The 25,406-nt window shown below is 50.9% G+C and carries 16 protein-coding genes and 2 riboswitches; of the genes, 5 read left to right on the top strand and 11 right to left on the bottom strand.

Translation table 11 applies throughout. The features are described from left to right. Positions 1-14: 14 nt before the first annotated feature. The gene (gene glgB / locus DXB70_RS01000) at positions 15-2,537 is read right to left on the bottom strand and encodes a 1,4-alpha-glucan branching protein GlgB (RefSeq protein WP_243099870.1); all 2,523 of its coding nucleotides are present in this window, start codon (positions 2,535-2,537) and stop codon (positions 15-17) included. 549 nt (positions 2,538-3,086) lie between these two features. Here glgB and lepB point away from each other — a divergent pair. Next, positions 3,087-3,599 carry a signal peptidase I gene (lepB, locus tag DXB70_RS00995; RefSeq protein ID WP_227589452.1) on the top strand — a complete coding sequence of 171 codons (513 nt, stop codon included), beginning with the start codon at positions 3,087-3,089 and terminating at the stop codon, positions 3,597-3,599. A gap of 35 nt (positions 3,600-3,634) precedes the next feature. Further along, the gene (locus DXB70_RS00990) at positions 3,635-4,954 is read left to right on the top strand and encodes an aspartate kinase (RefSeq protein ID WP_107000817.1); all 1,320 of its coding nucleotides are present in this window, start codon (positions 3,635-3,637) and stop codon (positions 4,952-4,954) included. 387 nt (positions 4,955-5,341) lie between these two features. Here DXB70_RS00990 and DXB70_RS00980 read toward each other — a convergent pair whose 3' ends face one another. Beyond that, positions 5,342-6,988: a DEAD/DEAH box helicase gene (locus DXB70_RS00980; RefSeq protein WP_107000818.1), complete on the bottom strand. Its 1,647-nt coding sequence runs from the start codon at positions 6,986-6,988 to the stop codon at positions 5,342-5,344. Positions 6,989-7,399: 411 nt separating this feature from the next. Here DXB70_RS00980 and DXB70_RS00975 point away from each other — a divergent pair, with 411 nt between their 5' ends. Continuing rightward, a complete protein-coding gene (locus DXB70_RS00975) occupies positions 7,400-8,212 on the top strand; it encodes an amidohydrolase family protein (RefSeq protein ID WP_022359467.1) in 813 nt (270 codons plus the stop codon). 96 nt (positions 8,213-8,308) lie between these two features. On the opposite strand, the gene DXB70_RS00970 is transcribed toward DXB70_RS00975, so the two are convergent. Continuing rightward, positions 8,309-9,907, bottom strand: coding sequence for a hypothetical protein (locus DXB70_RS00970; protein ID WP_146143916.1), 1,599 nt, complete (start codon positions 9,905-9,907; stop codon positions 8,309-8,311). A gap of 314 nt (positions 9,908-10,221) precedes the next feature. Then, a riboswitch (ZMP/ZTP riboswitch) is annotated at positions 10,222-10,301 on the top strand. 93 nt (positions 10,302-10,394) lie between these two features. Between DXB70_RS00970 and pflB the strand changes: the two genes are divergently transcribed. Together pflB and DXB70_RS00960 are read left to right on the top strand one after the other, a co-directional pair. Next, a complete protein-coding gene (pflB, locus tag DXB70_RS00965) occupies positions 10,395-12,689 on the top strand; it encodes a formate C-acetyltransferase (RefSeq protein WP_118672602.1) in 2,295 nt (764 codons plus the stop codon). Between the two features lie 2 nt (positions 12,690-12,691). Beyond that, complete coding sequence (locus tag DXB70_RS00960) at positions 12,692-13,504, top strand: radical SAM protein (protein ID WP_107000820.1); 813 nt, start codon at positions 12,692-12,694, stop codon at positions 13,502-13,504. Positions 13,505-13,699: 195 nt separating this feature from the next. Here DXB70_RS00960 and DXB70_RS00955 read toward each other — a convergent pair whose 3' ends face one another. The 8 genes from DXB70_RS00955 to DXB70_RS00920 all read right to left on the bottom strand — a co-directional run bounded on the left by DXB70_RS00955 (position 13,700) and on the right by DXB70_RS00920 (position 25,308). After that, positions 13,700-14,389, bottom strand: a complete 690-nt coding sequence (locus DXB70_RS00955; RefSeq protein WP_022359471.1) for a response regulator transcription factor — start codon at positions 14,387-14,389, stop codon at positions 13,700-13,702. 49 nt (positions 14,390-14,438) lie between these two features. Further along, the gene (locus DXB70_RS00950) at positions 14,439-15,914 is read right to left on the bottom strand and encodes a HAMP domain-containing sensor histidine kinase (RefSeq protein ID WP_118492943.1); all 1,476 of its coding nucleotides are present in this window, start codon (positions 15,912-15,914) and stop codon (positions 14,439-14,441) included. Positions 15,915-16,182: 268 nt separating this feature from the next. Next, positions 16,183-17,370 (bottom strand): methionine adenosyltransferase, encoded by a 1,188-nt coding sequence (gene metK, locus DXB70_RS00945; protein ID WP_022359473.1) that lies wholly within the window; start codon positions 17,368-17,370, stop codon positions 16,183-16,185. 78 nt (positions 17,371-17,448) lie between these two features. Continuing rightward, positions 17,449-17,592: riboswitch (SAM riboswitch) on the bottom strand. A gap of 96 nt (positions 17,593-17,688) precedes the next feature. After that, positions 17,689-18,981 (bottom strand): UDP-N-acetylglucosamine 1-carboxyvinyltransferase, encoded by a 1,293-nt coding sequence (locus DXB70_RS00940; protein WP_022359474.1) that lies wholly within the window; start codon positions 18,979-18,981, stop codon positions 17,689-17,691. 290 nt (positions 18,982-19,271) lie between these two features. Next, the gene (locus tag DXB70_RS00935) at positions 19,272-21,752 is read right to left on the bottom strand and encodes a hypothetical protein (RefSeq protein WP_118672513.1); all 2,481 of its coding nucleotides are present in this window, start codon (positions 21,750-21,752) and stop codon (positions 19,272-19,274) included. 335 nt (positions 21,753-22,087) lie between these two features. Further along, positions 22,088-22,735: a hypothetical protein gene (locus tag DXB70_RS00930; protein ID WP_118672512.1), complete on the bottom strand. Its 648-nt coding sequence runs from the start codon at positions 22,733-22,735 to the stop codon at positions 22,088-22,090. Positions 22,736-22,930: 195 nt separating this feature from the next. After that, positions 22,931-23,851, bottom strand: coding sequence for an NTP transferase domain-containing protein (locus DXB70_RS00925; RefSeq protein WP_118672511.1), 921 nt, complete (start codon positions 23,849-23,851; stop codon positions 22,931-22,933). Between the two features lie 215 nt (positions 23,852-24,066). Then, the gene (locus DXB70_RS00920) at positions 24,067-25,308 is read right to left on the bottom strand and encodes a family 10 glycosylhydrolase (protein WP_118672510.1); all 1,242 of its coding nucleotides are present in this window, start codon (positions 25,306-25,308) and stop codon (positions 24,067-24,069) included. Positions 25,309-25,406 lie beyond the last annotated feature (98 nt).

Genomic DNA, 25,406 nt, shown 5'->3' with positions numbered 1-25,406 from the left:
ATTCCTTCCTGTACTTACTCTTTTCCCACCTTTTTATCCAGACCTTCTTCCAATCCCGCCTGTCGTCTCGCAATCGAGGACAGACTGATAATCTTGGAGGAAAGCCCCGCCTTCGCCTCTGCCAGCTTATCTGAAATACCCGCCAGGCGTTCTGCTGCCGCAGCAGCTGTCCCCCCGGCTTTTCCATTGAATGCCGCCGCTGCATCCGCCATCATGCTCTGGAGATCGGTTTCAGCCTTTTCTTTTACACTCTTAGTGCTGTGGGTCGTCTTTTTCGTCTTCGCCGGTTTTTCTTTCTTCTCCGGCTCCGTCGGCGTGCAGTTGAAGACGCTGATGCCAAGCGGCGCCAGCTGGATCGTGATGGAATTTTCCTTTCCATCACATTCCTCTGCCTTCGAGGACTTCATACGCGGATTGACCTTTCCGCTTCCGCCGAACTTCTCCGCATCGCTGTTGAAAATCTCTTTGTATTTTCCCTTAAACGGTACGCCGACCGTCAGCTTCTCATGCAGCTGCGGGGCAAAGTTGCAGACAAAGAGCAGTGTCTCATCCGCGCCGCGCCGGAGAAATGCAATGATATTGTCCGCTGCATCCATGCAGTTGATCCACTCGAAGCCTTCCGTCTGATAATCTTTCTGATAGAGTGCCGGATGGCTGGTATAAAAGTGATTTAACTCCTTCACATACTCCTTCATCTGGCTGTGGATCGGATACTGCAGCAGCTCCCACTCGATCGATGCATTCTCATTCCACTCATCCATCTGGGCGAAATCCTGTCCCATGAAGAGGAGTTTCTTGCCCGGATGTCCCATCATAAAACCGTATGCCGCCCGCAGGTTCGCAAACTTGTCCTCAAACGTCTGTCCCGGCATCTTATTGACCAGGGAACCTTTTCCGTGAACCACCTCGTCGTGTGAGAAGACGAGGACGAAATTTTCACTGTAGGCGTAAATCATGCTGAAGGTCAGCTCATTGTAGTGGTGGCACCGGAAATATGGATCCTGCTCCATATAGCCCAGAAAATCGTTCATCCAGCCCATGTTCCATTTATAATCAAAGCCAAGACCGCCGTTCTTCACGTCACCGGTAACCTTCGGCCATGCCGTCGATTCCTCGGCAATCAGAATCGCGCCGTCCTTGCGTCCCCTGAAGACAGAGTTCAGATGCTTTAAGAACTCAACCGCCTCCAGATTCTCATGACCGCCGTACATATTGGCAATCCATTCACCCGGATTCTTGCCATAATCCAGATACAGCATCGACGCCACCGCATCAAACCGGATGCCGTCCGCGTGATAGCGGTCCGCCCAGAACATCGCATTCGCAATCAGGAAGTTTGAAACCCCCGGTCTACCGTAGTTGTAGATCAGCGTACCCCAGTGCGGATGCGCCCCCTGTCTCGGATCCTTGTGCTCATAGAGGCAGCTTCCGTCAAACTGCGCCATGCCCCATGCATCACGTGGGAAATGTGCCGGAACCCAGTCAAGGATAACGCCAATCCCCTGTCCGTGCAGGTAATCCATAAAATACATGAAATCATCCGGTGTGCCGAAGCGGCTGGTCGGTGCGTAATATCCCGTCACCTGATAGCCCCACGAAGCATCCAGCGGATGTTCCATGACCGGCAGAAGTTCCACATGGGTATACCCCATTTCCTTCACATATTCCGCCAGCTTGACCGCGATCTCACGGTAATTGTAAAACTCTGATCCGACAATCTCGCGTCCTCTCTTATCCACCTCGGTCGGTTTTCGCATCCAGGAACCGAGATGCACCTCATAGATCGACATCGGCGCCGTCTTCGTGTCGAGCGCCGCCCGTTTCTTCATCCAGTCCTGATCGTTCCATTTATATTCGTCCAGATCCCAGACGATGGATGCCGTGTTCGGTCTAAGTTCCGCATAGTTCGCATACGGATCCGCCTTCAGCGCCGGGTCGCCGTTCTTGAACTTAATTTCATATTTATAAACAGCGCCCTTTTTTAGCTCCGGGATAAAAATCTCAAACACGCCCGAATCTCCCAACCGCCGCATCTGGCTGCGTCTGCCATCCCACAGGTTGAAATCACCGACAACACTCACGCGCATCGCTTCCGGCGCCCAGACTGCAAAATAGACGCCGCTCACACCTTTGACCGTCATCGGATGCGCGCCCATCTTATTATAAATGCTGTAGTGGACGCCCGCCTCAAATTTCTTCAAATCCGATTCCGTAAACTGCGGTGCAAAGGAATACGGATCGTGTATCTCGCTTAACGTACCATTATCATAAAACACAAGGAGGGTATAATCCGCCAGAGTCTTGCGCGGAATCAGCGCCGCAAAAAAGCCAGTCTCGTCCGCCATCTCCATCTGGTACTGCTTGCCGGTTGCCGAAAGTTTGACCGTAATATCGCGCGCCGTCGGAATAAACGCCTGTACCAGCATTCCCTCCGGCGTCATATGGGCTCCCAGCATCCGGTGCGGGTTTGCCGCTTCCGAATAGACAATTTCTTCAATTCCAGCCCAGTCCATCAGATCGTATAATGTTTTATCCATACATACGCCCCCTTGCGTTCCTTTGTGGTTTTTGGTTTTAGCTTCATTTTAGCATCCCGCGCCCAATAATACAATCATACACTTCAAAACATTTATGAATTTTCCCGAAATTTCGTGAAAAAACTTGATAAATCAAGGCATCTCATATACACTATTATGGCAGAAGGTTACCATTTACAGTAGCCTATTACTGCTCATGCGTTGCACAAACGTTACTGCCGTAGCAGACACCTTTGGAACTGAAAGTGCCATAAGATAACGTCACACAGACAGCAACAGCAGAGAGAGGAGATATATATGGAAGATCAAGATAGAGACCATATTTCGTCCCGAAGCAATTTCTCCGGGCGTTCCGATCAGGAACTGGATGAGATGCTCGATGAACTCCGCGCCGGAAAAATCGGCATCAACCAGCCAGGCCAGAACTCTTCGGAACACGATTTGGAAGATACGCCCGAAGAGAACGACAACGCTTCAGGTACCGGAAATGCCGCAAAATCCAAGAAGGGCAAGAGCCGCAAGGAAGGCTTCAATCTCAAGGACGAGGTCATAAGCTGGATTCAGGTCCTGGTTGCCGCCGCTATTATCGCATTCTGCGTCAACCATTTCATCATCGCCAACAGCGAAGTCCCGACCAGCTCGATGGAAACGACCATCATGGCTGGCGACCGCGTCATCGGCTCACGGTTAAGCTACAAATTCGGAGATCCGCAGCGGGGTGACATCGCCATTTTCATTTATCCGGATGATGAAGCGAAAGGCATCAAAACGTACTATGTCAAACGTATCATTGGTATGCCGGGCGACACGATCGACATCGTAGACGGCAAGGTATACTTAAATGGTTCCGATACACCGCTCGACGAACCGTATCTGCATGAACCGATGGAACCGGAGGAACCGCAGCACTACGAAGTGCCGGATGGCTGCTATTTCATGCTGGGCGACAACCGGAACTATTCCAACGACGCCCGCCGCTGGACGCACAAATACGTCAAGCGCGACAAACTGGTTGCCAAGGTACTGTTCCAGTATTTTCCGAAGATCCAGAAACTGAATTAACCCAATATTTACTTTAGGAAGGAACAAAGAACATCATGAAGAAAGTAGTAAAGTTTGGCGGAAGTTCCCTCGCCAGCGCAAAACAGTTCAAAAAAGTCGGAGATATTATCCGTGCTGATAAATCCAGACGCTACGTTGTACCGTCTGCTCCGGGCAAACGCAACAAAAATGACACCAAAGTAACCGATATGCTCTATGCCTGCTACGAGGCAGCTTCCACCGGCGCAAGCTACGGCAAGCTTCTCTCCGCCATCAAAGAGCGCTATGAGCAGATCATCGACGGTCTGGAGTTGAATTTAAACCTCGATTATGAGTTCAAGACCATCGAGGAAAACTTTATCGCAAAAAAAGGCAGCGATTACGCAGCTTCCCGCGGTGAGTATTTAAACGGTATCATCATGTCCCATTACCTGGGCTATGAGTTCATCGATGCAGCCGAGGTAATCTTCTTTGACGAGAATGGTACATTCCTGTCCGAGAAAACCAATGAAGAGCTGTCCGAACGCCTCGCGCACACTGAGCGCGCCGTCATCCCAGGCTTCTACGGGTCCAATCCGGACGGCACGATACACACCTTCTCCCGCGGTGGTTCGGATATCACTGGCTCCATCGTAGCCCGCGCGATTCACGCAGACCTCTACGAGAACTGGACCGATGTATCCGGTTTCCTGGTAACCGACCCGCGCATCGTGGAAAATCCGGTTCCGATCGAGACCATCACCTACAAAGAACTGCGTGAACTGGCTTACATGGGTGCCAGCGTCCTTCATGAGGATGCCATCTTCCCGGTACGCCGCGAGGGCATCCCGATCAACATCCGCAACACCAACAAGCCGGAGGATCCGGGTACACTCATCGTCGAGAATACCTGCCGGAAGCCGAAATACACCATCACCGGTATCGCCGGAAAGACTGGTTTCTGCTCTGTTACCATCGAGAAAGCGATGATGAACTCCGAAATTGGGTTTGGGAGAAAAGTTCTGGGTGTCTTCGAGGACTGCGGTATTTCCTTCGAGCATATGCCGTCCGGAATCGACACGATGACCATCTTCGTACACCAGTCCGAATTCGAACAGCATGAGCAGTTCGTTATCTCCAACATCCACCGCGCGGTACAGCCGGATTCCATCGAGCTTGAGTCCGATTTAGCACTCATCGCCGTCGTAGGACGCGGCATGAAGTCCACCCGCGGCACTGCCGGACGCATCTTCTCCGCTCTGGCACACGCCCGCATCAACGTCAAGATGATCGACCAGGGTTCCAGTGAACTCAACATCATCATCGGCGTGAAGAACGCAGATTTCGAGGCGGCTGTGAAAGCGATTTATGATATTTTTATTACGGCGGAGCTGTAAGAGCAAATTTTAAAGTTATTAAGATAAAAAGTCATCTTTGAGACAAACAAAACATCTCAAAGATGACTTTTTATAATTTTATCTTTATGATATACTAATACAGCTACCACCCCTAGACAGGTGCAGAAAGGGGGTGTGCCATTTTGAATATATTTCTGTCTTTTCTTGTGTCCGTCGTGGCAAGTGTAATCGCCTATTACATATGCAAGTGGTTGGACGGACATCGTTAGGTAGTCAGCCAGAGGCTTAAGCCACCTCGCCCAAATGGAATAAAATCCCTCAGGTGTGCCCGCACCTGAGGGATTTGTTTTTGTGCCACTTTGAACACTTTTGTCTTTTCGCCTAATGGCATTATAGCATATGCCAAATATAATTTCAATATGCTCTTTACTTCCGGTTCGCCTTCTCCATATGCACGTTCTTGCCCTTGATCTTCGCACCGCGCATCGCCTGCAGTACAACGTCCGCATGCTCTCTCGGCACCTCGACGAATGTGTAATTATCGAACATATCAATACTTCCGACCATACGTCCCGGCATGCCGGATTCTCCGGCGATCGCACCGAGGATATCGCCCGGACGGATGCCCTGGTTCTTTCCGATGTTGATGAAGAGACGCGCTACGTCCTCATTTCTGCCACGGCTTCCTCTGCCGTTTCTTCCACCACGGCTGCGGCGGCTCTCATCCTCGAGATCCTCCAGCTCACGCAGCGGGCGGTTCTCCTCTAAGAGCTCCTCGCCCTCTTCGCCCATCATCATTTTGAGCAGCGCTGCTGCCAGATCGAGCGTCGTGTAGTCCTCTTCCAGCACACGTTTTTCTACAATATCGATCACCTTGCTCAGATCGCTGTCCTGCAGCACCTCGCCCACCTGGTCGAGAATCTTATCTGCCTTGATGGAGGTCACATCGTCCAGAGACGGAATCGCCTGCGGAATGATGCGGGTCTTGCAGTAGCGCTGGATCTCGCGCAGCTTGTAAACCTCTTTGCCGACTACGAGGTTAAACGCCTTGCCCTCGCGTCCGGCACGGCCGGTACGTCCGATGCGATGTACATAATACTCGTCATCCTGCGGTACATCATAGTTGAATACCGCCTCAACATCATCGACGTCGATACCGCGGGCTGCCACATCCGTTGCCACCAGAATGTCCGTCCGTCCGGTACGGAATGCACGCATGACACGGTCACGCTGCTCCTGTTTCAGATCGCCGTGAAGTCCTTCTGCAAAATAACCGCGTCCCTGTAAGCCCTGTACCAGCTCATCGACCTGCTTTTTCGTGTTGCAAAATACCACTGAGAGCTTCGGATCATAGAGATCCAGCAGACGGCACATAACCTCCAGCTTATTCTTCGGTTTTACTTCATAATAATACTGGGTTACCTTCGGAACGGTCAGCTCTTTCTTGACCACGCGCACAATCTGCGGATCTTTCTGGAAGTTCGTCGCGATCCGCTGAATCGCCTGCGGCATCGTCGCTGAGAACATCAGCGTCTGTCTCTCCTCCGGCAGTGCGCTTAAGATGGTTTCCATATCCTCTAAAAAGCCCATGTTCAGCATCTCGTCCGCCTCGTCGAGGACAACCGTGTGGATCTGATCCATCTTGACGGTTTTGCGGCGCATGTGATCCATCACACGCCCCGGCGTACCGATGATAACCTGCACACCATCCTTGAGGGAACGGATCTGACGTCCGATCTCCTGTCCGCCGTAGATCGGCAGAACCTTGACACCGTGCATGTATTTTGCCAGGCGGCGGATCTCCTCAGATACCTGGATGGCAAGTTCACGGGTCGGGCAGAGAATGATCGCCTGCGGCTTCTTATTCTTCGGATCGATCTTCTGTAACAGCGGAATACCAAACGCAGCCGTCTTACCGGTACCGGTCTGTGCCTGTCCGATGATATCCAGTCCCTGCAGTTCCAGCGGAATCGCCTGTCCCTGAATCGGAGAAGCCGCCTCGAACCCCATATCGGTGATCGCACGCATGATCTTTGCATCTAACTCTAAATCTTCAAATCTGATTGTTTCCATTCTATTCCTTTCATTGTCTGATTAACGGTCTGCACATTCCGGAGATACATTTCATATATCATATTAGTTATCTTTTTTGCATTCTTCCGGAATATTTACAAAAAAAGAAAGAGGCAGTTTGCCCCTTTGCAATACGCATAGCTATCACTATACCAGATCATAGTGTGGATGTCAAACAGATGGAGAAAAATTTGACATCCACCCCATTTGGGACTACACTAACAGTTGATTTCATACAGTTGCTGCATGCTCTATGAACCTGCCGGACTGTCACTGCATTTCTTATTTATATACACCCGAAGTTTTGTTGCACCGGATTTTCTCAAAACTTCCAGACATACATCACAGCAGAAAGGAGGACAGCGCCGTTCTTTTTCCAAAAGGTTTTTGATACAGGCGCCTGTTATCATTATGAAAATCATTGATTCACATTTGCACTTTTGTCCCGGTTACCCGCATTTCGATGAGATTGCCATCGAAGCCGGTCATATCAATAATGAAGAGCATCTGCGGGAATGCTTTCAGAAATATAATATCGTCGGCGGCATCGTCATGGGAAACCGCGGCGTTCACCCGGATAATCACACATACCCGGATTTTCTGCGCTATTGCGTCGGCGTCGAAGCACGAAAACTGACGCCGGAAAAGATTCAGAAGACATGCGATCTTGTCGAAGAAAACTTAAAACGGAATACCTGCGTCGGCATCAAACTCTATCCGGGATATGATTCCATCTACGTTACCGACGAGCGCTTCGAACCGATCTACGACCTCGCCAAGGCGTATAAAAAGCCGGTTGCCATCCACACCGGACAGACCGCCGGTTCCAAAGCATTCATCAAATACAGCCATCCGCTGACCCTCGATGAAGCCGCCGTCCGCCATCCGGATGTCCAGTTCGTCATGTGCCACTTCGGCAACCCGTGGCTGATGGATGCCGCCGCCGTTGTCGAGAAAAATGAAAATGTCGCCGCCGACCTCTCTGGGCTTTTAGAGGGCAAATTTGACATTCCGGAGTTTCTGGAAGAGCAGAGCGGGTATATCAGCACCCTGAAAACCTGGCTTGCCTACATCCGCGACTATGATAAGCTCATGTTCGGCACCGACTGGCCGCTCGCCAACTATGAAGATTACATCGAAATTACGAAACGGCTGATTCCGGAAAAATACTGGGAAACTGTGTTCTATCAGGCGGCGGAGCGGATTTATCATTGCAATTTTTAATGGATTTTTAGAAATCATAGCTCTTTTAAACCATAAAAAAGATACTGAAAACGGCTTATTTCAGGCTGTTCCCAGTATCTTTTTTATCTCAAAACATCATTCTTTCCCGGCACCTGTCACATCTAAAAATACATCCGCCACTCTTTCCATCCCCAGATACGCATACGGCAGCAGCAGCATAAAATACACCACCGAATACTGCCCCTTTGCCTCCCAGACCAGATGGAACAGGAATCCCCCAATAAACACGATTCCCGGAAGCAGCATCCCCCATCTGTCCGTTTCTCCACGTTCCTGCCTCTCCCAGACCGTTTCCATTCCCTGTTTTTTCACAGCTTTCACAGTTTTTTCTGCCTTTTCTGCTTCTATCCTCTTTTCCCATGTTCGGTTCATCAGGACATGCTTACTTCGGCTTCCTTTGGCACTCATCCCGGCAATCACCCATACACATGCCATCGCATACACAAACGTCTGCACCAGATTCGCCGCAAAAACATAGAGCCGGTTCAGACCCCCTTCTTCCTTGAAAAGCTCCCATGGCGGGCTTCCCTCCGCCCAGGAGGTATTTCCCACCTCCTGGATCCAGAGACTCTGAAAGGTCGGTTCCGCCCAGATTGACTCGATCTTCCGAACAAAGAAATCAGCGGCTTTCGCCGGTTCCTCTGCCATATCTGAAATCGTTTTCCGCAAATCTGCCTGCGCCCATGCGGCCGCCAGATCCGCATCCCCATCTGCCTTCTGAAAGAGTTTTACCTGATAGCCATTGTACCAGCCCGGTCCACGTTTGCTCTCCTCCAGTCCCATCTGCACCCAGGCAATCATCGGCGCACCGTCCGATACCGTGCGTCCGGTCACAGAAGAAATTCCTGTTTGAATCCCCCGGTTTCCAATCACATACACTGTAATCAGAAGCACCGCTGCCACCAGCAGGCGTGCTTTCCTTCGAAAGACTCCCGAGGATGCCAGATACAAAAACAGCGCCACCAGCACAATCTCATAATTCGACTTGAGGATCACCGCCGCCGCTACTGCTGCCGCGCCAATCCAGAAGTCTCTTCCCCGCCCCTCTTCCACATACCGCACCAGACGTTCCATCGCCAGACACGAAAGTCCAAATCCTGGCATCGTGCCGTACACGAAGAGGATATAGAAAGAAAATGGCAGACAGCACGCCATCCACAAAAGCAAGCTGCACCTTTCGTTTCCCCAGACCGTCATCCGCTGCAGGCTCACGATTCCCAGAATAAAAAATCCGATATTTAAAATCTGGAAAACTACATACGCCGCATCTCCAAAGAAAAATGCCAGCACTGCCATATAGAGAATCAGCCCGTTCTGAGACGGGTAAGTGTACGCATACCCAAGCGGTCCTTCCGCTGTCCCATATGAATACGCCACCGGCTCCCAGGCGCTGAAATCGCCCTGCAGAAGTCCTTGCGCGGACGCCATACACTGATGGGAGTCAGAACCGCCCCAGGACGGGACAAGGAGAATCCAAAAAAGATAGGCAGCAGCCGCTAAAAGAAGCCACTGGTTCTTCCGGCACTTTCGTTCCTTTCTCCGCCTGTAAAACACCGTCAGTCCAATCACACCCGCACCAAAAAACAGGTGCAGAAACAGACTGTCCCTTCCATACTGTACAATCTCAGAACCTCCATAGACCCGGCAGGTCACAACCGCGCTGAGCAGTGTCATGAAAAAAAGAATTCCTCCCAACAAAATCCGCACCAGCCCGACACAAAATTTTTCCAGCATTTTCTTCCTCACTTCTGTCATTTCTGTCAAATTCAGGTTTCATCATTACTGTTCAAGCATCGTGCCCAGCAACTTTTTATCCCTTTTTCATTCCCATCTGCCCTAAAACTTTACTCATTTTATCAAGTCATTTGCCAAATGTCCACTCTTTCCGGCACTCTTTTTGTTACTATGAACAGCTACGGATTTGAACCGTTACCTCTTCCCCAAAATATAGCTTGACATTCCTCTTCGGTTCTGATATATCTTAAACATAGCAGTCATACAACTGACGGATAAGTGGATTAACCACATGAAGTATGACTGGAAATTGCCGACCGTCTGGGCGTCACAGCACAGACCGTGGGTATTTTTTTTACTTTTTTTCACTCTCACTGTCTCTGCTGGGATCGAAATTTTTCAACCAGGAGGGAAACACATGTCTGCTATGTATCAAACATTCCAAAACACACCTATCTTCCAAACGGCCTGGAGAGATTTTCTGGGCTCCAAATGGACCGACGAAGTGAACGTCCGCGATTTCATCCAGAACAACTATACGCAATATGATGGCGATGAAAGCTTTCTCGCTGCCCCGACCAGTGCCACTCATCTGCTCTGGGAACGCCTTCAAAAGCTTCAGAAGGAAGAGCACGAAAAGGGCGGTGTGCTCGAATGCGAAACTGAAATCGTATCCAGCCTGACCGCCTACGGTCCGGGATATATCGATCCGGAGCTTAAAGATCTGGAACGCATCGTCGGACTTCAGACCGACAAACCACTCAAGCGGGCATTTATGCCATTCGGCGGAATCAAGATGGCGGAGGAAGCCGCCAAAACCTACGGCTACCATGTCAATCCAAAATTTCATAAAATCTTTACCGAATACCACAAAACCCACAACCAGGCCGTCTTCGATGCATATACCCCGGAAATGAAAGCCGCCCGCCACTGCCATATTGTCACCGGGCTTCCGGATACCTACGGACGCGGCCGAATCGTAGGCGACTACCGCCGGATCGCCCTGTACGGAATCGATTTCCTAATTCAGGAAAAGAAAAAGGATCTGGAACGCTGCGGAAATGGTGCCATGTTTGATGACATCATCCGCCAGCGGGAAGAGCTCGCCGAGCAGATCCGCGCTCTAAAGGGCATTCAGGAGATGGCTGCCATCTATGGTTTTGATATCTCCCGTCCGGCTTCCAATGCCAAAGAAGCCGTCCAGTGGCTCTACTTCGGTTACCTCGCTGCCGTTAAGACCCAGAACGGTGCCGCCATGAGTGTCGGACGCGTTTCCACCTTCCTTGATATCTACATCAACCGGGATTTAACAGAAAAAACACTGACCGAAGCCGAGGCACAGGAATTAATCGACCATATGACAATGAAATTCCGCATGGTAAAATTTGCCCGGATTCCATCCTACAACCAACTTTTCTCCGGCGATCCGGTCTGGGCAACGCTGGAGGTTGCCGGTCTGGGACAAGACGGGCGTCCGATGGTAACGAAAAACGATTTCCGCTTTTTACATACGCTGGAAAATATGGGACCGTCCCCGGAACCAAACCTGACCGTCCTTTACTCTTCCCGCCTGCCAGAGGCATTTAAGAAATATGCTGCCAAAATCTCCATCAACACATCCTCGATCCAGTATGAAAACGACGATGTCATGCGTCCCATCTGGGGGGACGACTACAGTATCTGCTGCTGCGTCTCCGCCACCCAGACAGGCAAGGAAATGCAGTTGTTCGGTGCCCGTGCCAATCTTGCCAAATGCCTTCTCTATGCCATCAACGGAGGCAGAGACGAGAAATACACTACCAAAGACGGACGCCCGATGCAGGTTGGTCCGGCGTATGCGCCGATCACATCCGAATACCTCGATTATCAGGAAGTCATGCATAAATACGATCAGATGCTGGACTGGCTGGCGGGCATTTATGTGAATATCCTCAATTTGATTCACTATATGCACGATAAATATTACTATGAATCCGCTGAGATGGCGTTGATCGACACGGATGTCCGGCGTACCTTTGCCACCGGAATCGCCGGTTTCTCCCACGTGGTCGATTCTCTCTCCGCGATCCGGTATGCAAAAGTGAAGGTCATCCGTGATGAATACGGCATCGCCCGCAAGTTTGAGACAGAGGGCGATTTCCCACGCTACGGAAATGATGACGACCGCGCCGATGAGATTGCCGTATGGCTGTTAAAAACCTTTTTACATAAAGTAAAAAAATACCACACCTACCGGAATTCCGAGGCAACCACCTCCATCCTCACGATTACCTCCAATGTTGTATATGGTAAGGCAACCGGCGCACTTCCGGACGGACGGCCGGCATTCACCCCGTTTGCCCCAGGCGCAACTCCTTCCTACGGCGCAGAGCAGAACGGTCTGCTCGCTTCTTTAAACTCGGTCGCAAAGCTTCCATATGAATATGCGCTCGACGGCATCTCCAACACAGAAACGATTGCACCGGGGGCGCTCGGTCACTCCGAGACAGAACGGAAAAACAACCTGGTTCACGTCCTGGACGGATATTTTGATCAGGGCGCGCATCATTTAAATGTAAATGTCTTTGGAATCGAAAAACTGAAAGACGCGATGGAACACCCGGAAAAACCGGAATATGCCAACTTCACCATCCGTGTTTCCGGATATGCCGTTAAATTTATCAATCTGACCAGAGAACAGCAGCTCGACGTGATCGCCCGTACCTGCCATGAGGTGCTGTAACGATGCATACCGGTTATATTCATTCCATCGATACCTTCGGCTCCGTAGACGGTCCCGGTGTCCGCTTCGTGGTATTCATGCAGGGCTGTCTCATGCGCTGCCGCTACTGCCACAATCCGGATACATGGGTACTGCCAAAGGGACTTTCCCTCCCGGACGCCTCCACCCGCACTTCCGGCGCATCCGCTCTTTCCGAAGGTGTTTCTTGTCCATCTAAACACACCAGTTCGCAGGAAATCATCCCGGAAGCACTTCTTCGCCAGGCACTCCGCTACCGGAGTTACTGGCGCGGGGGCGGCGGCATCACCGTCAGCGGCGGAGAACCGCTCCTTCAAGCTGACTTTTTGTGTGAATTTTTCCAGCTTGCCAAAGAACAGCACATTCACACCACACTGGACACCGCGGGACAGCCATTTACCACCGCCGAACCTTTCTTTTCCCGCCTGACCACGCTTTTAGAGCACACCGATCTTGTTATTCTGGATCTGAAACACATCGATCCAGAAAAACATCGTCTTCTGACTGGGCACTCCAACGAATCCATTCTTTCCTTTGCCCGGTTTTTAGACCAGATTCATAAGCCCATGTGGGTCCGGCATGTTTTAGTCCCCGGCATTACCGATGATCCAGCCAACCTGCATGGAATCCGTGCATTTCTGGACACACTTTCAAATGTGGAAAAGGTAGAAATTCTCCCCTACCACACGCTCGGCATCTATAAATGGGAAACGCTTGGCATTCCCTATTCCCTGTCCGGCATCCGTATCCCGGACGAGAACGATCTGAAACAGGCAGACCAAATCCTGTTGGGATGAAAAAGAATGTGCCTTGGCACATTCGGGCGTCTCGCGCGGTCGCTTGCGACATGTTTCTGCTTCGCGCGAGTGCGCATCCTCGCGGAGCATTTTATATTTCATAGGACGCAATTTCCTATGAAATATAAAACGGCCCTTGGAAAGCGCTCCTGTTTGCGTTTCCCAAGGGTCGTTTTTATGTGGCTTATCCAGTCATCAGACTTTAAACCGGTATCCAACGCCCCATATCGTCTCAATATACTGCGGTTTCGCCGTGTTGAACTCGATCTTCTCACGGATCTTCTTAATATGCACGGTAACCGTCGCGATATCTCCCAACGACTCCATATCCCAGATCTCGCGGAAGAGTTCTTCCTTGGTAAATACATGGTTCGGGTTCTGTGCTAAAAAGGTCAGCAGGTCAAATTCCTTCGTCGTGAAGTTCTTCTCCTCGCCGTTGATGTAAACGCGGCGGGCAGTCTTATCAATCTTGAGTCCCCGGATCTCGATGATCTCGTTTTCCGGCATACCGCTGCCGATCAGGCGCTCATAACGCGCCAGATGCGCCTTGACACGCGCCACCATCTCGCTCGGACTGAATGGTTTCGTGATATAATCGTCCGCGCCCAGTCCCAGACCGCGGATCTTGTCAATATCGTCCTTTTTCGCAGATACCATGATGATCGGTGTGTTTTTTACTTCCCGGATCTTCTTGCAGATCTCGAAGCCATCGACCCCTGGCAGCATCAGATCAAGAATCAGAAGGTCAAAATCTTCCTCCATGCCGCGTTTCAGTCCCGTTTCTCCATTATTTTCTATCTCAACCTCAAAACCAGAAAGCTCCAGATAGTCTTTTTCCAGCTCTGCAATACTCTCCTCGTCTTCTACGATTAATATTCTGCTCATCTGTGAATTCCTCCTGCTGTTTTTATTTAAACGACCAAACTTCAAATCACTATGCCCCGACATACTTGCGCAAAACGAAATGGATCTCCGTTCCGATGCCTTCCTTGCTGGTCGCCCAGATGCGTCCGCCGTGATCTTCGATAATCTTCTTTACGATCGAAAGCCCGATGCCGCTGCCGCCCTTGGACGAATTTCTCGACGAGTCCGTCCGGTAGAAACGGTCGAAAATATACGGCAGATCTTTCGCCGCGATTCCCTTTCCGTTGTCCTCGATGATGACCTGGATAAAATCGCCGTCATCCTTGATGCGGATATTTAAAATACCCTTTTTCTTGTCCAGATATTTGAGCGAATTTCCGATAATGTTGTTGATCACTCGCTTCATCTGCTCCGCGTCCGCGATCACGACCACATCCTCGTCCACATAGTTGAAATATCCCAGCTCGATGCCGCGCGTCTCCATATCCAGACCAACTTCCTCAACACAATCACCAAAATATTCCGCCACATTGATCTTTGAAAAGTTGTACGGAATCTTGTTCGTATCAATCTTCGAATAGAACGTCAGCTCGTCAATCAGTCGATCCATATCGTTTGCTTTATTATAAATCGTCCGAATATATTTATTCAATTTCTCAGGTGAAGAAGCCACGCCATCCTGAATGCCTTCCACATACCCCTTGATCGCCGTGATCGGAGTCTTCAGATCATGGGAAATATTGCTGATCAGCTCTTTGCTCTCCTTGTCGTACTGGAGTTTTTCTTCCTGCGATTCCTTGAGACGCAGACGCATCTCCTCGAAATCCTGGCAGAGCATTCCGATCTCATCTTCATCATCCACATCGAGCGTAAAGTCCAGATTTCCATCCCGGATCTGCTTGGTCGCCTCCTGCAGCTTGTGCAGCGGACGCAGCAGAGAACGGTAGATCCACATGATCAGCAGACCGCCCATAAAACTGATGATCAGCACGCCAAGAAGCAGCATCTCTCCGAGCAGCGCCTTGATCTCCGGCACATAATCCCCGACGTTCGTCACGATGAACACACTGCCCTGTGAATCATCTGAAAACCGGAAATCGATCTGTTTGACCAGATGCTGTTCCTCGCCATCCATGTAAATACTGCCTGCCATACTTCCCTGATCACCGTACGGCGCCAGCCGTTCGCAGAGCTCGCGTCCATCCTCGCTTCCGCAGAATGTGATGTCCTTGCCCTTGCGGATGACCAGATACGAATATTTATCGCGCAGTTCTTCATTGACCTTGCTCAAATAAGCCGGTTCTTCAAATAAATCTGTATTTTCCCCGACCGCCTCGCGGATCTCCTCCTGGATTCCCTGCGTCAGCCGGTTAAACACCTGTGTCTGATTGCCGGAGAGCAGATCGATCTGCTCCGACAGCCCGTATGTTTTCTGAAACAGATGCTCCTGATAGTTTACGAGTCCGAACGCCGCCACAAATATGAGCACAATCGGAACGACCGTAATCGTCACAAAAGCAATCGCCAGACGTGTGCGTATCTTCATCCTATTTCCTCCAGTCATTGCCCGGTCTGATACCAGATTGCCCCTACAAAAATCCTCCCGCAAAACTGCGTCGGACTTCTGCGCTTTTGCTCCTGATATCTTCCACAAATAGTGTATCATATTTTGCAGATTACGTTTCTAAAAGTATTATAAATAAAAAAGCATGTGCCTTTTTGTGTAATAAAAGAGACTGCCGCAAAAGCGGCAGCCCCCTCGTTCTGATCTTATGATTTTTTACGGGCAGATATCCCAGCAGCGTTTCCTACTCTTACAGATACGCCTTTAATTCATCCACCTTATCCAGCTTCTCCCACGGAAGATCCAGATCGTCGCGGCCGAAATGTCCGTATGCAGCCGTCTGTTTGTAGATCGGGCGGCGCAGGTCAAGCATCTTGATGATGCCAGCCGGACGCAGGTCAAAGTGCTTGCGGATCATCTCAACCAGCTGATCCTCACGCAACTTGCTGGTTCCGAATGTATCTACCATGATGGAGGTCGGCTGTGCAACACCGATCGCATAGGAAAGCTGAATCTCACATCTGTCTGCCAGTCCGGCTGCTACGATGTTTTTCGCAACATAGCGGGCTGCGTATGCAGCAGAACGATCCACTTTTGTGCAGTCTTTTCCGGAGAATGCGCCGCCGCCGTGACGCGCCATGCCGCCGTAGGTGTCCACAATGATCTTACGTCCGGTCAGGCCGCTGTCTCCGTGCGGACCGCCGATAACGAAACGTCCGGTCGGATTGATAAAGAATTTTGTATTCTCATCAACCATCTCTGCCGGCAGAATCTCGTCAAATACATATTTTTTAATATCCTTATGGATCTGCTCCTGGGTTACTTCCTCGTCATGCTGGGTGGAAAGAACCACTGCATCCAGACGGGATGGTTTGCCGTTCTCATCGTACTCTACGGTTACCTGTGTCTTGCCGTCCGGGCGCAGGTATCGCAGGGTTCCGTCTTTGCGGACCTTGGTCAGCTGGCGTGCCAGTTTGTGTGCCAGATAAATCGGATATGGCATATATTCATCCGTTTCGTTGGTCGCATAACCAAACATCATACCCTGATCGCCGGCACCGATTGCCTCCAGCTCCTCGTCGGTCATCTTGTTCTCTTTTGCCTCCAGCGCTTTATCAACTCCCATCGCGATATCCGGGGACTGCTCATCCAGTGCCACGATCACGCCGCAAGTATCACAGTCAAAACCGTATTTCGCACGGTCATAACCGATCTCACGGACGGTATTGCGGACTACCTTCTGGATATCCACATAGCCTTTCGTTGTGATCTCGCCCATAACCATAACCAGACCGGTTGTCGTCGCCGTCTCACAAGCCACACGGCTCATCGGATCCTGCTCTAAGAGCGCGTCCAGAATCGCATCGGAAATCTGATCACACATTTTATCCGGATGTCCTTCGGTTACTGATTCAGATGTAAAAAGTAATCTCTCCATATTTCCTCCTTTGATAAGTTTGTCGTAAGACATAAAAAAAGTCCGCAGCAACACGGACTTGATTATCTCGATCAAATCCTCTTATTGCTCGATAAACCGATCTCCCGGTTCCTCGCTCAGGCTGGCACCTTCCGTTCCCTGCTGAGACCAATTTTCAGTCCCATGTAACGGGGTTGCCGTGACTTCATAGATCCTTTGTATCTCCATCACTCTGAATAAGGGATATATACGAACTTTTTAATTGTTAAAAGTTTCAACAGTACGATAACATACTCCGCGGTGTCTGTCAAGCAATATGTGACACCGCATTCTTTTTTATCAGCCCACTTTGAGTCTGAACTTCTGCGCCTCTTTCTCGGAATCGACTTTCTCGATCACCGCGCCAAGTCCCTGCAGCTTCTTCTCAAAATGCTCATAGCCTCTCTGGATATAACCGATCTCATCGACAGTCGTATATCCTTCCGCTGCCAGCCCCGCAATGACCAGGGCAGCGCCTGCGCGCAGATCTGGTGCCTCCACCTGTGCTCCAGTCAGCTTCTTCACGCCGGTAATGATCGCGGTATTGCCCTCAACCTTGATGCGTCCACCCATACGGGCAAGTTCGTCCACATATTTAAAACGGTTTTCAAAAATACTCTCAGTCACCACACTGGTTCCCTCTGCCAGTGCCAGTGTCACAGTGATCTGCGGCTGCATATCAGTCGGAAATCCCGGATACGGAAGTGTCTTGATATCGGTATGCACATGGCTCGGGCGTCCCACAACACGAACCGCCTCATCAAACTCCGTCACCTCACAGCCCATCTCGATAAGCTTCGCAGAAATTGCTTCCAGATGCTTCGGAATGACATTCTGTACCATCACGTCGCCGCGGGTGATCGCTGCCGCACACATAAATGTACCTGCCTCGATCTGGTCCGGGATGATCGAATATTCGGTTCCATGCAGCTTGTGGACGCCGCGGATGCGGATCACGTCGGTTCCGGCACCCTTGACATTGGCTCCCATGCTGTTTAAGAAGTTCGCCACATCGACGACATGCGGTTCTTTCGCCGGATTCTCGATGATCGTCTCGCCCTCTGCCAGCGTCGCTGCCATCATGATATTGATCGTCGCGCCGACCGACACCATATCCAGATAAATATGGGTACCAACTAAATCAATCGCATGTGCGAGCACCGCGCCATTTTCCACCTGTACCTTCGCACCGAGGGCACGGAAGCCCTTTAAATGCTGGTCGATCGGACGGCTGCCGATGTTGCATCCGCCCGGAAGCGGAACCTGTGCGCTTTTATACTTGCCAAGCAGGGCGCCAATAAAATAGTAGGAAGCTCGGATCCGGCGGATGTACTCGTCATCCACATGGATCGCATGAATCCCCTTCGCATTGATGCGGACAGTGTGCCGGTCAATCCGGTCTACCATCGCGCCAATCTCCGAAACAGCCTCCAGAAACACGTTGATATCACGCACGTCCGGCAGATTTTCTATTAAAACATCCTCGTCCGTCAGAATCGATGCCGCCAAGATTCCCAGCGCCGCATTCTTCGCTCCGCTGATAGTCACTTCGCCTACCAGCGGATTTCCGCCCTTCATAATAAATTGTTCCATTCTGCACCTCAAAATCTATTATCTTACGATACTTACACGCGCCAGACGGCGCCTCAAATCTTTAATATTTTCTTAAATTTATATCATGTTATCTACATGATTATATCATAACATCTCAATTTGTAAAGCACTGGCTTTCCGTTTATTACTGTTCACGCATATGTGCCCAGTAATGGAATTTGCCGTGGCTTCGCATTTTAATACGGCAAATTCCTGCTGCCACCACGTTTTCTTACGGCACTTTCGGTTCCAAAAGTGCCTACCCGTGAACAGTAATTTCCGTTTTTCCCTTAATTGGAAAGGAAACAAATGAAATCATTGCCTCCGTTTCCCTCGAAAAATGCCGCTGCATCGTTGAGTCCCATCTTATCCGTGTAGGCAAATTCCGTGCCCGGATACCAGAGACAGGAGATGTTGTACGCGTCGTATCCACAGATCAAACCATAGCTTCCGTCTCCCAGATATGCCACCACCGGCATGCCCGCGTAGACAAAGTAGAGGATCTGGTTCAGCGTCAGCCCGCGTGCGTCGATTAACTCTGTGCCATCCGAGGAGGTCGTCTTTCCGTCCGCCATATCCGACAGATAGCGGCTGACGGTTCCCGCCATATTCTGGACGTTGCGGATCGTCTTCGCGTCGCTCCGGTTTGCTCTCACCCAGACAACCCGGTCATTTTCATCCGTTACGAGTCCCATGCCATCGTAAGCTGCCTGCACCGCGCTGGAAAATTCCGCATACGAGCCTTTCAGGCGTCCCTCGCTGTAGGCACTGTAAATCCGCTGTGCAGCCGCGCCATTGTTCTGAAGCACAATCACATCATTTTCTTCTGCTGCCACCTGCTTCGGAACATGCACCTTCGTGCTCCGTGCCGTCTTGCCTGCATCCAGCTTGACGCAGTAGAGACGCCCCTTTGCGCTGTCATTTAACGTAGCGATTCCATCCAGTGGATCTTTCGACACTTCCTCATTACAGACCAGCGTGTCCTCGTCCATCGGCTGATAGCCGCTTCCTATCTGGTGCATCCGTGACAGATGAACCCGGCTGTCCTGAATCCGCACATCCACCAGGCTGACACCCGGCTTCTCATAGCGGGTCTCCATCTCCATATTGCTGCCGACGATCTCGACCGCATACAGCGGAAGCCCCGTCACGCGTCCGTCCATCGTAAGCTGCTCGTTCGGATGGGCAAGCCCGTAGACTAAGTCGGTTCCGACAAATCCGATCAGCCGGATCACGGTCTGCTCCTGGAAGGAAATCTCATCCTTCTTGCCTGTCTCCAGATTCATGACATGCAGCTTGGTCGAACGGTAAATATCCGCCCCATCCTGCCACGCAATCCGGGAGGCATCCGTGCTGACTGCAAAATTTTCCTCCGTCAGGCCATCTGCCACCACCATGTACTCTTTTCCCGTCAGATCGACACTGTAAACCGCATGGTTCATCAGCACATACAGCGTCTGCCCGCCGCTTAAGTAGCACAGCTGGTTGATATCCTGGCGCAGGTTGCCGTAATCGGTCGATGCCGGCAGATACAGCCGCTCTGTCAGGGCATTTCCCGCACTCTCATAGCGGTACAGCGCGATTCCCGTCGTTCCCTCGTGGTTACCGCGGCTCATATAGCCGTACACGGCAAAATCAATCTGACCTGCCTCGCTCACATCCAGAATCTTGATTCCGTAGGTATCATAATTGACCCTCGTATCATTCTCGCTCTTGCGGAACGCAAATACCTTTGTGCTCTCTTTTTTTCCTGTATCATAAATCCAGAGCGCCCGGTTTGCCACAAAGGCACGGTATTTTCCCGCTTCATCCTGCATCGACTGCAGATCCTCCGCATCCGAAACCCCCAGCTGAATCCGGTCGCCAGAATAGGCGCTGCTCTCCCCCGTAAAAATCTGGTCCGCGCGGCGGTCATAATTCATCATGTAGATGCGCTGTGCGCCCAGCTTCATCGTGAAGCTCTCGATCACATCGTAATAAGCAGCCGCCTTGCCATCCTTCATCTCACTTACAACATACTTTAAATCGATCGTCCCAATGATGCCTTGCAGCTCCCGCAGATGAATTTCCGGTTCGCTGACCCGCTCCATCGAAAGCCCTTTCCAGGTCAGCTGGCTGAAATCGCTTTTTAACGTCACATGTCCCAACGAACTGTTGTCCGCATTCGGATCCGTCTCCAGATAGGTCGTCAGCTCCCTCGCTGAATCATAATCAAACGTCTTTTCAGAAAAGGACACCGCCAGATCGACCATCTCCTGCACACGGCTCTCCTGCTGCCACATCACGCGCGTGTAAAAATAGATCGCCGGGTGCTTTTCCGTCGCGATCGCAATCGTTAAGCGGTATTCGCTTTCCTCCGTCAGAAGGTTCTGGATCGGAAGCTCCGCAGAAACCTCTTCCCCTGACTGTTCCCAGTGGTCAAGCGTTGTCCGTTCTACCAGACGTTCGCCGTCCAGACTGCGGATCTCATACTGCATCCCCGTAATCTGGGAGTCCAGCTTGTCGATCGTCACCGACAGTTTCCGGTCTGCCGGAAGCAGCGTCAGATCCCCGCGTCCAGCCGCTTTCTGGCTGTCCTCCACGAAACCGTCCAGCTCGTTCATCCGCCGCCCCAGAATATTCACATAAGCGACTGGAAGGTTCGCGTCCTCAATCGAAGTATAGACTGCCCCATCCTCCCGCAGCTGCATCCAGGACCAGGTAAAATAACCGGCTGCTGCCAGCACAAATAAGATCAGTAAAATCAGTATCTTTTTCAGGTTTTTCTTCATATATCAAATCAATTCCTTTTATCGCTCCACCATACCAGTTCCGTATCTTCACAGGTACAGGAAAATCTACCCGCCGAACTGTTTCCGTTTTGTCATGCACGCCAAAAACTGCCGCAGGCACCCATCTGTCCCGGCGGCAGCCTTTGTTTTAGTATAACACAAGCAGGCTTCAAATTCCAGAATTTCTATGATTTGTAAGAACTCCGATTGTGTTACTGTTCACACATACGTGCCCAGTAACCCGATTGTTCTTTTTCCAAATCGGTAAAATTCGTTGTCACAACTGGATGTTACCGCATTTTAATTCAAAAAATTTACACCTGAAAATTGCAATTTCAGCACTTCCGACACCGTCTTCGCTCCTGCAGCTCATTCATTAATAAAACCTGAAGAAAATCCTGAAGCGGCGCTCCCCACGGATTCCCCGGTCTCCCCGGGCGCGATCCCGGCGGCGGGGGCGGCGGTCCCCACGGATTCCCCGGTCCCCCCGGGCGCGGTCCCGGCGGCGGACTCCATGGACGGCGCTCCTGCGCGGTCAGATTCGGCTCATCCGCCTCCCACACCATATATCCAGCGTTTCCGCCCTTCTGTTCGCCCCGAAGTGGTCCATACCATACATCATTTCCAGGAAGATGCGGCTGTATGCTGGTTCCCGCCAGATTCTCTTCTCTTTCTCCACCAGGAGAATCTATTTTCAGGGAATTTTCCACCATCGCCGTTCCTTCTTCTGTGGATACGGTGCCCACGTCCGCCGCCTTTATATAGGTCGTCAGTGTATCCGTCCTTTCCGTTCCAGCCAGATAAACCTTCTGCCATTTTTCCAGTGCCCGTTTTGTCAGTTTTTCCAGAAAGATCCGATCCGGATATTCATCATAGATGGGACTCCCCTCATACTCCAGCTCATCACAGACCGCTTCCACGCAAAGCTGCATCTGCTTACATGCAGCCGGATAAAGACTCTTAAAATATGCAAAATCCTGCATCGGACTGCCATTCCCCCTTAATTCAAGGCTTACATGGTATCCTATGCAGGATTTATGCGTATCATGTTATTCTCACGTACCGTTTTTCACGTTATCCTCTGCACAGCCGAATCAGCTGCACCATTTCGCAGTATCGTTCTCATGATGTTTTATCTTTTCAAATAATTCTGTTTCTTTAAACTGTTCCTCAAATTATCAAAACAGTTTTTCCGGGTACACGCCATCACGGATCAGCGCCCGGATCGACTCCGTCACGCTCTCCTTATCCTCACGGTAGGTCACACCAAACCAGCAGTCGTGCGTCTCCAGAAGTTTCACCCTTGCGCGCCCGTCGTGGATCATCTGATCGATAATCGTCGGAAGCAGGTACTCCGACTTCACGTCGCCCTCTTTCAGCCCCGCAAGAAACTCTGGAAATCCTTTTTCCAGCTCCTCCACAAAGCCCGGTGTGAGTCCCCACATATTCATCGATACATGCTGGTTCTCCTGAACCGAAACCGGATTTCCCTCTTTGTCCGTCGCCGTCATGCCGTCCGCTGTCTTCTGGATATTGTAGGTTTCGGTTACGCGTTTTAAAATCTCTCCCTCACCCACCTCACAGACGCCGCGTGTCACGCCGCCGTTCTCGCTGAGCGTATTTGCCAGAATAAAGCCACCCATACAGATATCATACACCGGTGCGTTCACGTCCATCTGTTTCACCATGTATGTATGAATCTTTCGGAACACTTCTTTTCCATAATAATCATCCGCATTGATCACCAGAAATGGCTCTTCGACCAGTCCGCGGATGCTCAAAATCGCCTGTCCGGTTCCCCACGGTTTTTTCCGATCTGCCGGGACACTGAATCCCTCCGGTACATCCGAAAGCTCCTGAAATGCGTATGTCACCGGCGCAATCTTCTCAATCCGGTTCCCGATCACTTCTTTGAAGTCCTCCTCCAAATCATGGCGGATCACAAAGATAATCCGGTCAAATCCCGCTTCCAGCGCGTCATGGATGGAGTAATCCATAATGATCTCCCCATTCGGACCCACCGGCTCCAGCTGTTTGATCCCTCCGCCAAAACGGCTTCCGATTCCGGCTGCCATAATGACAAGTGCTGTTTTTTTCATCTTCCCTCTCCTCGTCCGTATATTTGCTGCCATCTGAACATTATGTGAACAACAACATTTTTACTGCAATCGTATATCTAGTATAGCACAGAACCCCTGTGGTTGCAATCATCCACAGGGGTTCCCATTTTCTTCAATCATTTCTGTTTTACGGTTCGCACACATGACCGGCAACATTTTTGTTGCCATTTCCACAACAAGCTATCATGGAGCGCTTAATGGAACAGCGCCGTCACGTTCGCCACTTCCTCCGCTGCCGCCGCACGCGTCAGGGACGATAAATCATAGAAGCAGTAACCGCTCACCTGTCCGGTTGCCCGTCCAGCCTGCACCTCGCGCTTCATGATATCATGATACCGCTGCCACTCCGGCACCTCGTTGCCGTCCACTGCATCTGTTCCGGTCTTATAGAGCGCCAGACCGACATACAGCTTCACATTGCCCTTCTTTTTCAGCGTCACCCACTCATTCAGGCAGTTTGCAAACGCATAGCCCGCTGCCTGGCCGTTCTGCTTCGCCTCAAATCCCCAGTAAATCTGCGGCATCAGGTAATCCACATAGCCGCTCTGGGTCATCCACGCATCCACATCTGTAAACTGGCGGGTATCTTTTCGGAGGTTCTGTAAATATCCCTCCGGGCTGATACCGAACAATGCATGCGGACGGATCGACTTGACCGCACTATAAACGCCCCTTACCAGCTCATTGACATTATTCCGTCTCCACGCCGCCACACTCAGCGATGTGCCGCCCGCCTGGTACTCTGGATAATCAAACCATGTTTCCGCCTTGCTGTCATCGAGATTCGGATAGAAATAATCATCAAAATGGATGCCGTCCACCTCATAATTCGTCACGATCTCTTTCACACCGTCAATAATCAGCTGGCGCACCTGCGGAATCGCCGGATTGTAATAATACTCACCATTCTGGCACAATACCCACCGGTCATTCGAACTGTCCCCGTCCTTCGCCCACGCGATCGCCGGATTTGACGCACACAGATCCGAATAACGGTTCAGATACCCCGTGATCCGGTACGGATTGATCCACGCATGAAGCTGCAAGCCCCGCTGATGCGCCGCCTGCACCGCATATGCCAGCGGATCATACCCCGGATTCTTTCCCTGTTTTCCAGAGGCAAATTTCGACCACGGGAAATACTGTGACGGATACATCGCATCTCCATCCGGGCGAACCTGTAGGAAAACCGCATTTAACCCCTTCTGTACACAGAGGTCCAGTGTCTGATCCATCGCTTTCTTATATCCAGCCTCATCCTTCGCCCATCCATTCCAGTCCAGATACGAAACCCAGACACCTCTCATCTCTCCACTTCCAGGACTGCCGCCCGATACCGGACCCGCATACGCCTTCGAAACCGGCAGGAACAACATCCCCACCGCCAAAAGAAATGCTGCCACCCAGCCGATCGCCCTCTGTACCTGCTTTGCCATGCAAAATTCCTCCCCTCATTTCCTCCTATTCTACCAAATATTTCCAATAAATACTTTACTTTTTTCTGTCTCTTTTATTTTTCCAATACACAGGGACG

Source organism: Clostridium sp. OM05-5BH (assembly GCF_003481505.1).
In the GTDB taxonomy this organism is placed as follows: Bacteria; Bacillota; Clostridia; order Lachnospirales; family Lachnospiraceae; genus Otoolea; species Otoolea fessa.
Note: the sequence above shows the minus strand (reverse complement) of the source record. Positions and strands in the feature narration are given on the sequence as shown.

Excerpts from the sequence above, each read along its gene's own strand:
- glgB (WP_243099870.1), bottom strand. The coding sequence starts at position 2,537 with ATGGATAAAACATTATACGATCTGATGGACTGGGCTGGAATTGAAGAA.
- DXB70_RS00990 (WP_107000817.1), top strand. The coding sequence starts at position 3,635 with ATGAAGAAAGTAGTAAAGTTTGGCGGAAGTTCCCTCGCCAGCGCAAAA.
- DXB70_RS00980 (WP_107000818.1), bottom strand. The coding sequence starts at position 6,988 with ATGGAAACAATCAGATTTGAAGATTTAGAGTTAGATGCAAAGATCATG.
- DXB70_RS00975 (WP_022359467.1), top strand. The coding sequence starts at position 7,400 with ATGAAAATCATTGATTCACATTTGCACTTTTGTCCCGGTTACCCGCAT.
- DXB70_RS00970 (WP_146143916.1), bottom strand. The coding sequence starts at position 9,907 with ATGACACTGCTCAGCGCGGTTGTGACCTGCCGGGTCTATGGAGGTTCT.
- pflB (WP_118672602.1), top strand. The coding sequence starts at position 10,395 with ATGTATCAAACATTCCAAAACACACCTATCTTCCAAACGGCCTGGAGA.
- DXB70_RS00960 (WP_107000820.1), top strand. The coding sequence starts at position 12,692 with ATGCATACCGGTTATATTCATTCCATCGATACCTTCGGCTCCGTAGAC.
- DXB70_RS00955 (WP_022359471.1), bottom strand. The coding sequence starts at position 14,389 with ATGAGCAGAATATTAATCGTAGAAGACGAGGAGAGTATTGCAGAGCTG.
- DXB70_RS00950 (WP_118492943.1), bottom strand. The coding sequence starts at position 15,914 with ATGAAGATACGCACACGTCTGGCGATTGCTTTTGTGACGATTACGGTC.
- metK (WP_022359473.1), bottom strand. The coding sequence starts at position 17,370 with ATGGAGAGATTACTTTTTACATCTGAATCAGTAACCGAAGGACATCCG.
- DXB70_RS00940 (WP_022359474.1), bottom strand. The coding sequence starts at position 18,981 with ATGGAACAATTTATTATGAAGGGCGGAAATCCGCTGGTAGGCGAAGTG.
- DXB70_RS00935 (WP_118672513.1), bottom strand. The coding sequence starts at position 21,752 with ATGAAGAAAAACCTGAAAAAGATACTGATTTTACTGATCTTATTTGTG.
- DXB70_RS00930 (WP_118672512.1), bottom strand. The coding sequence starts at position 22,735 with ATGCAGGATTTTGCATATTTTAAGAGTCTTTATCCGGCTGCATGTAAG.
- DXB70_RS00925 (WP_118672511.1), bottom strand. The coding sequence starts at position 23,851 with ATGAAAAAAACAGCACTTGTCATTATGGCAGCCGGAATCGGAAGCCGT.
- DXB70_RS00920 (WP_118672510.1), bottom strand. The coding sequence starts at position 25,308 with ATGGCAAAGCAGGTACAGAGGGCGATCGGCTGGGTGGCAGCATTTCTT.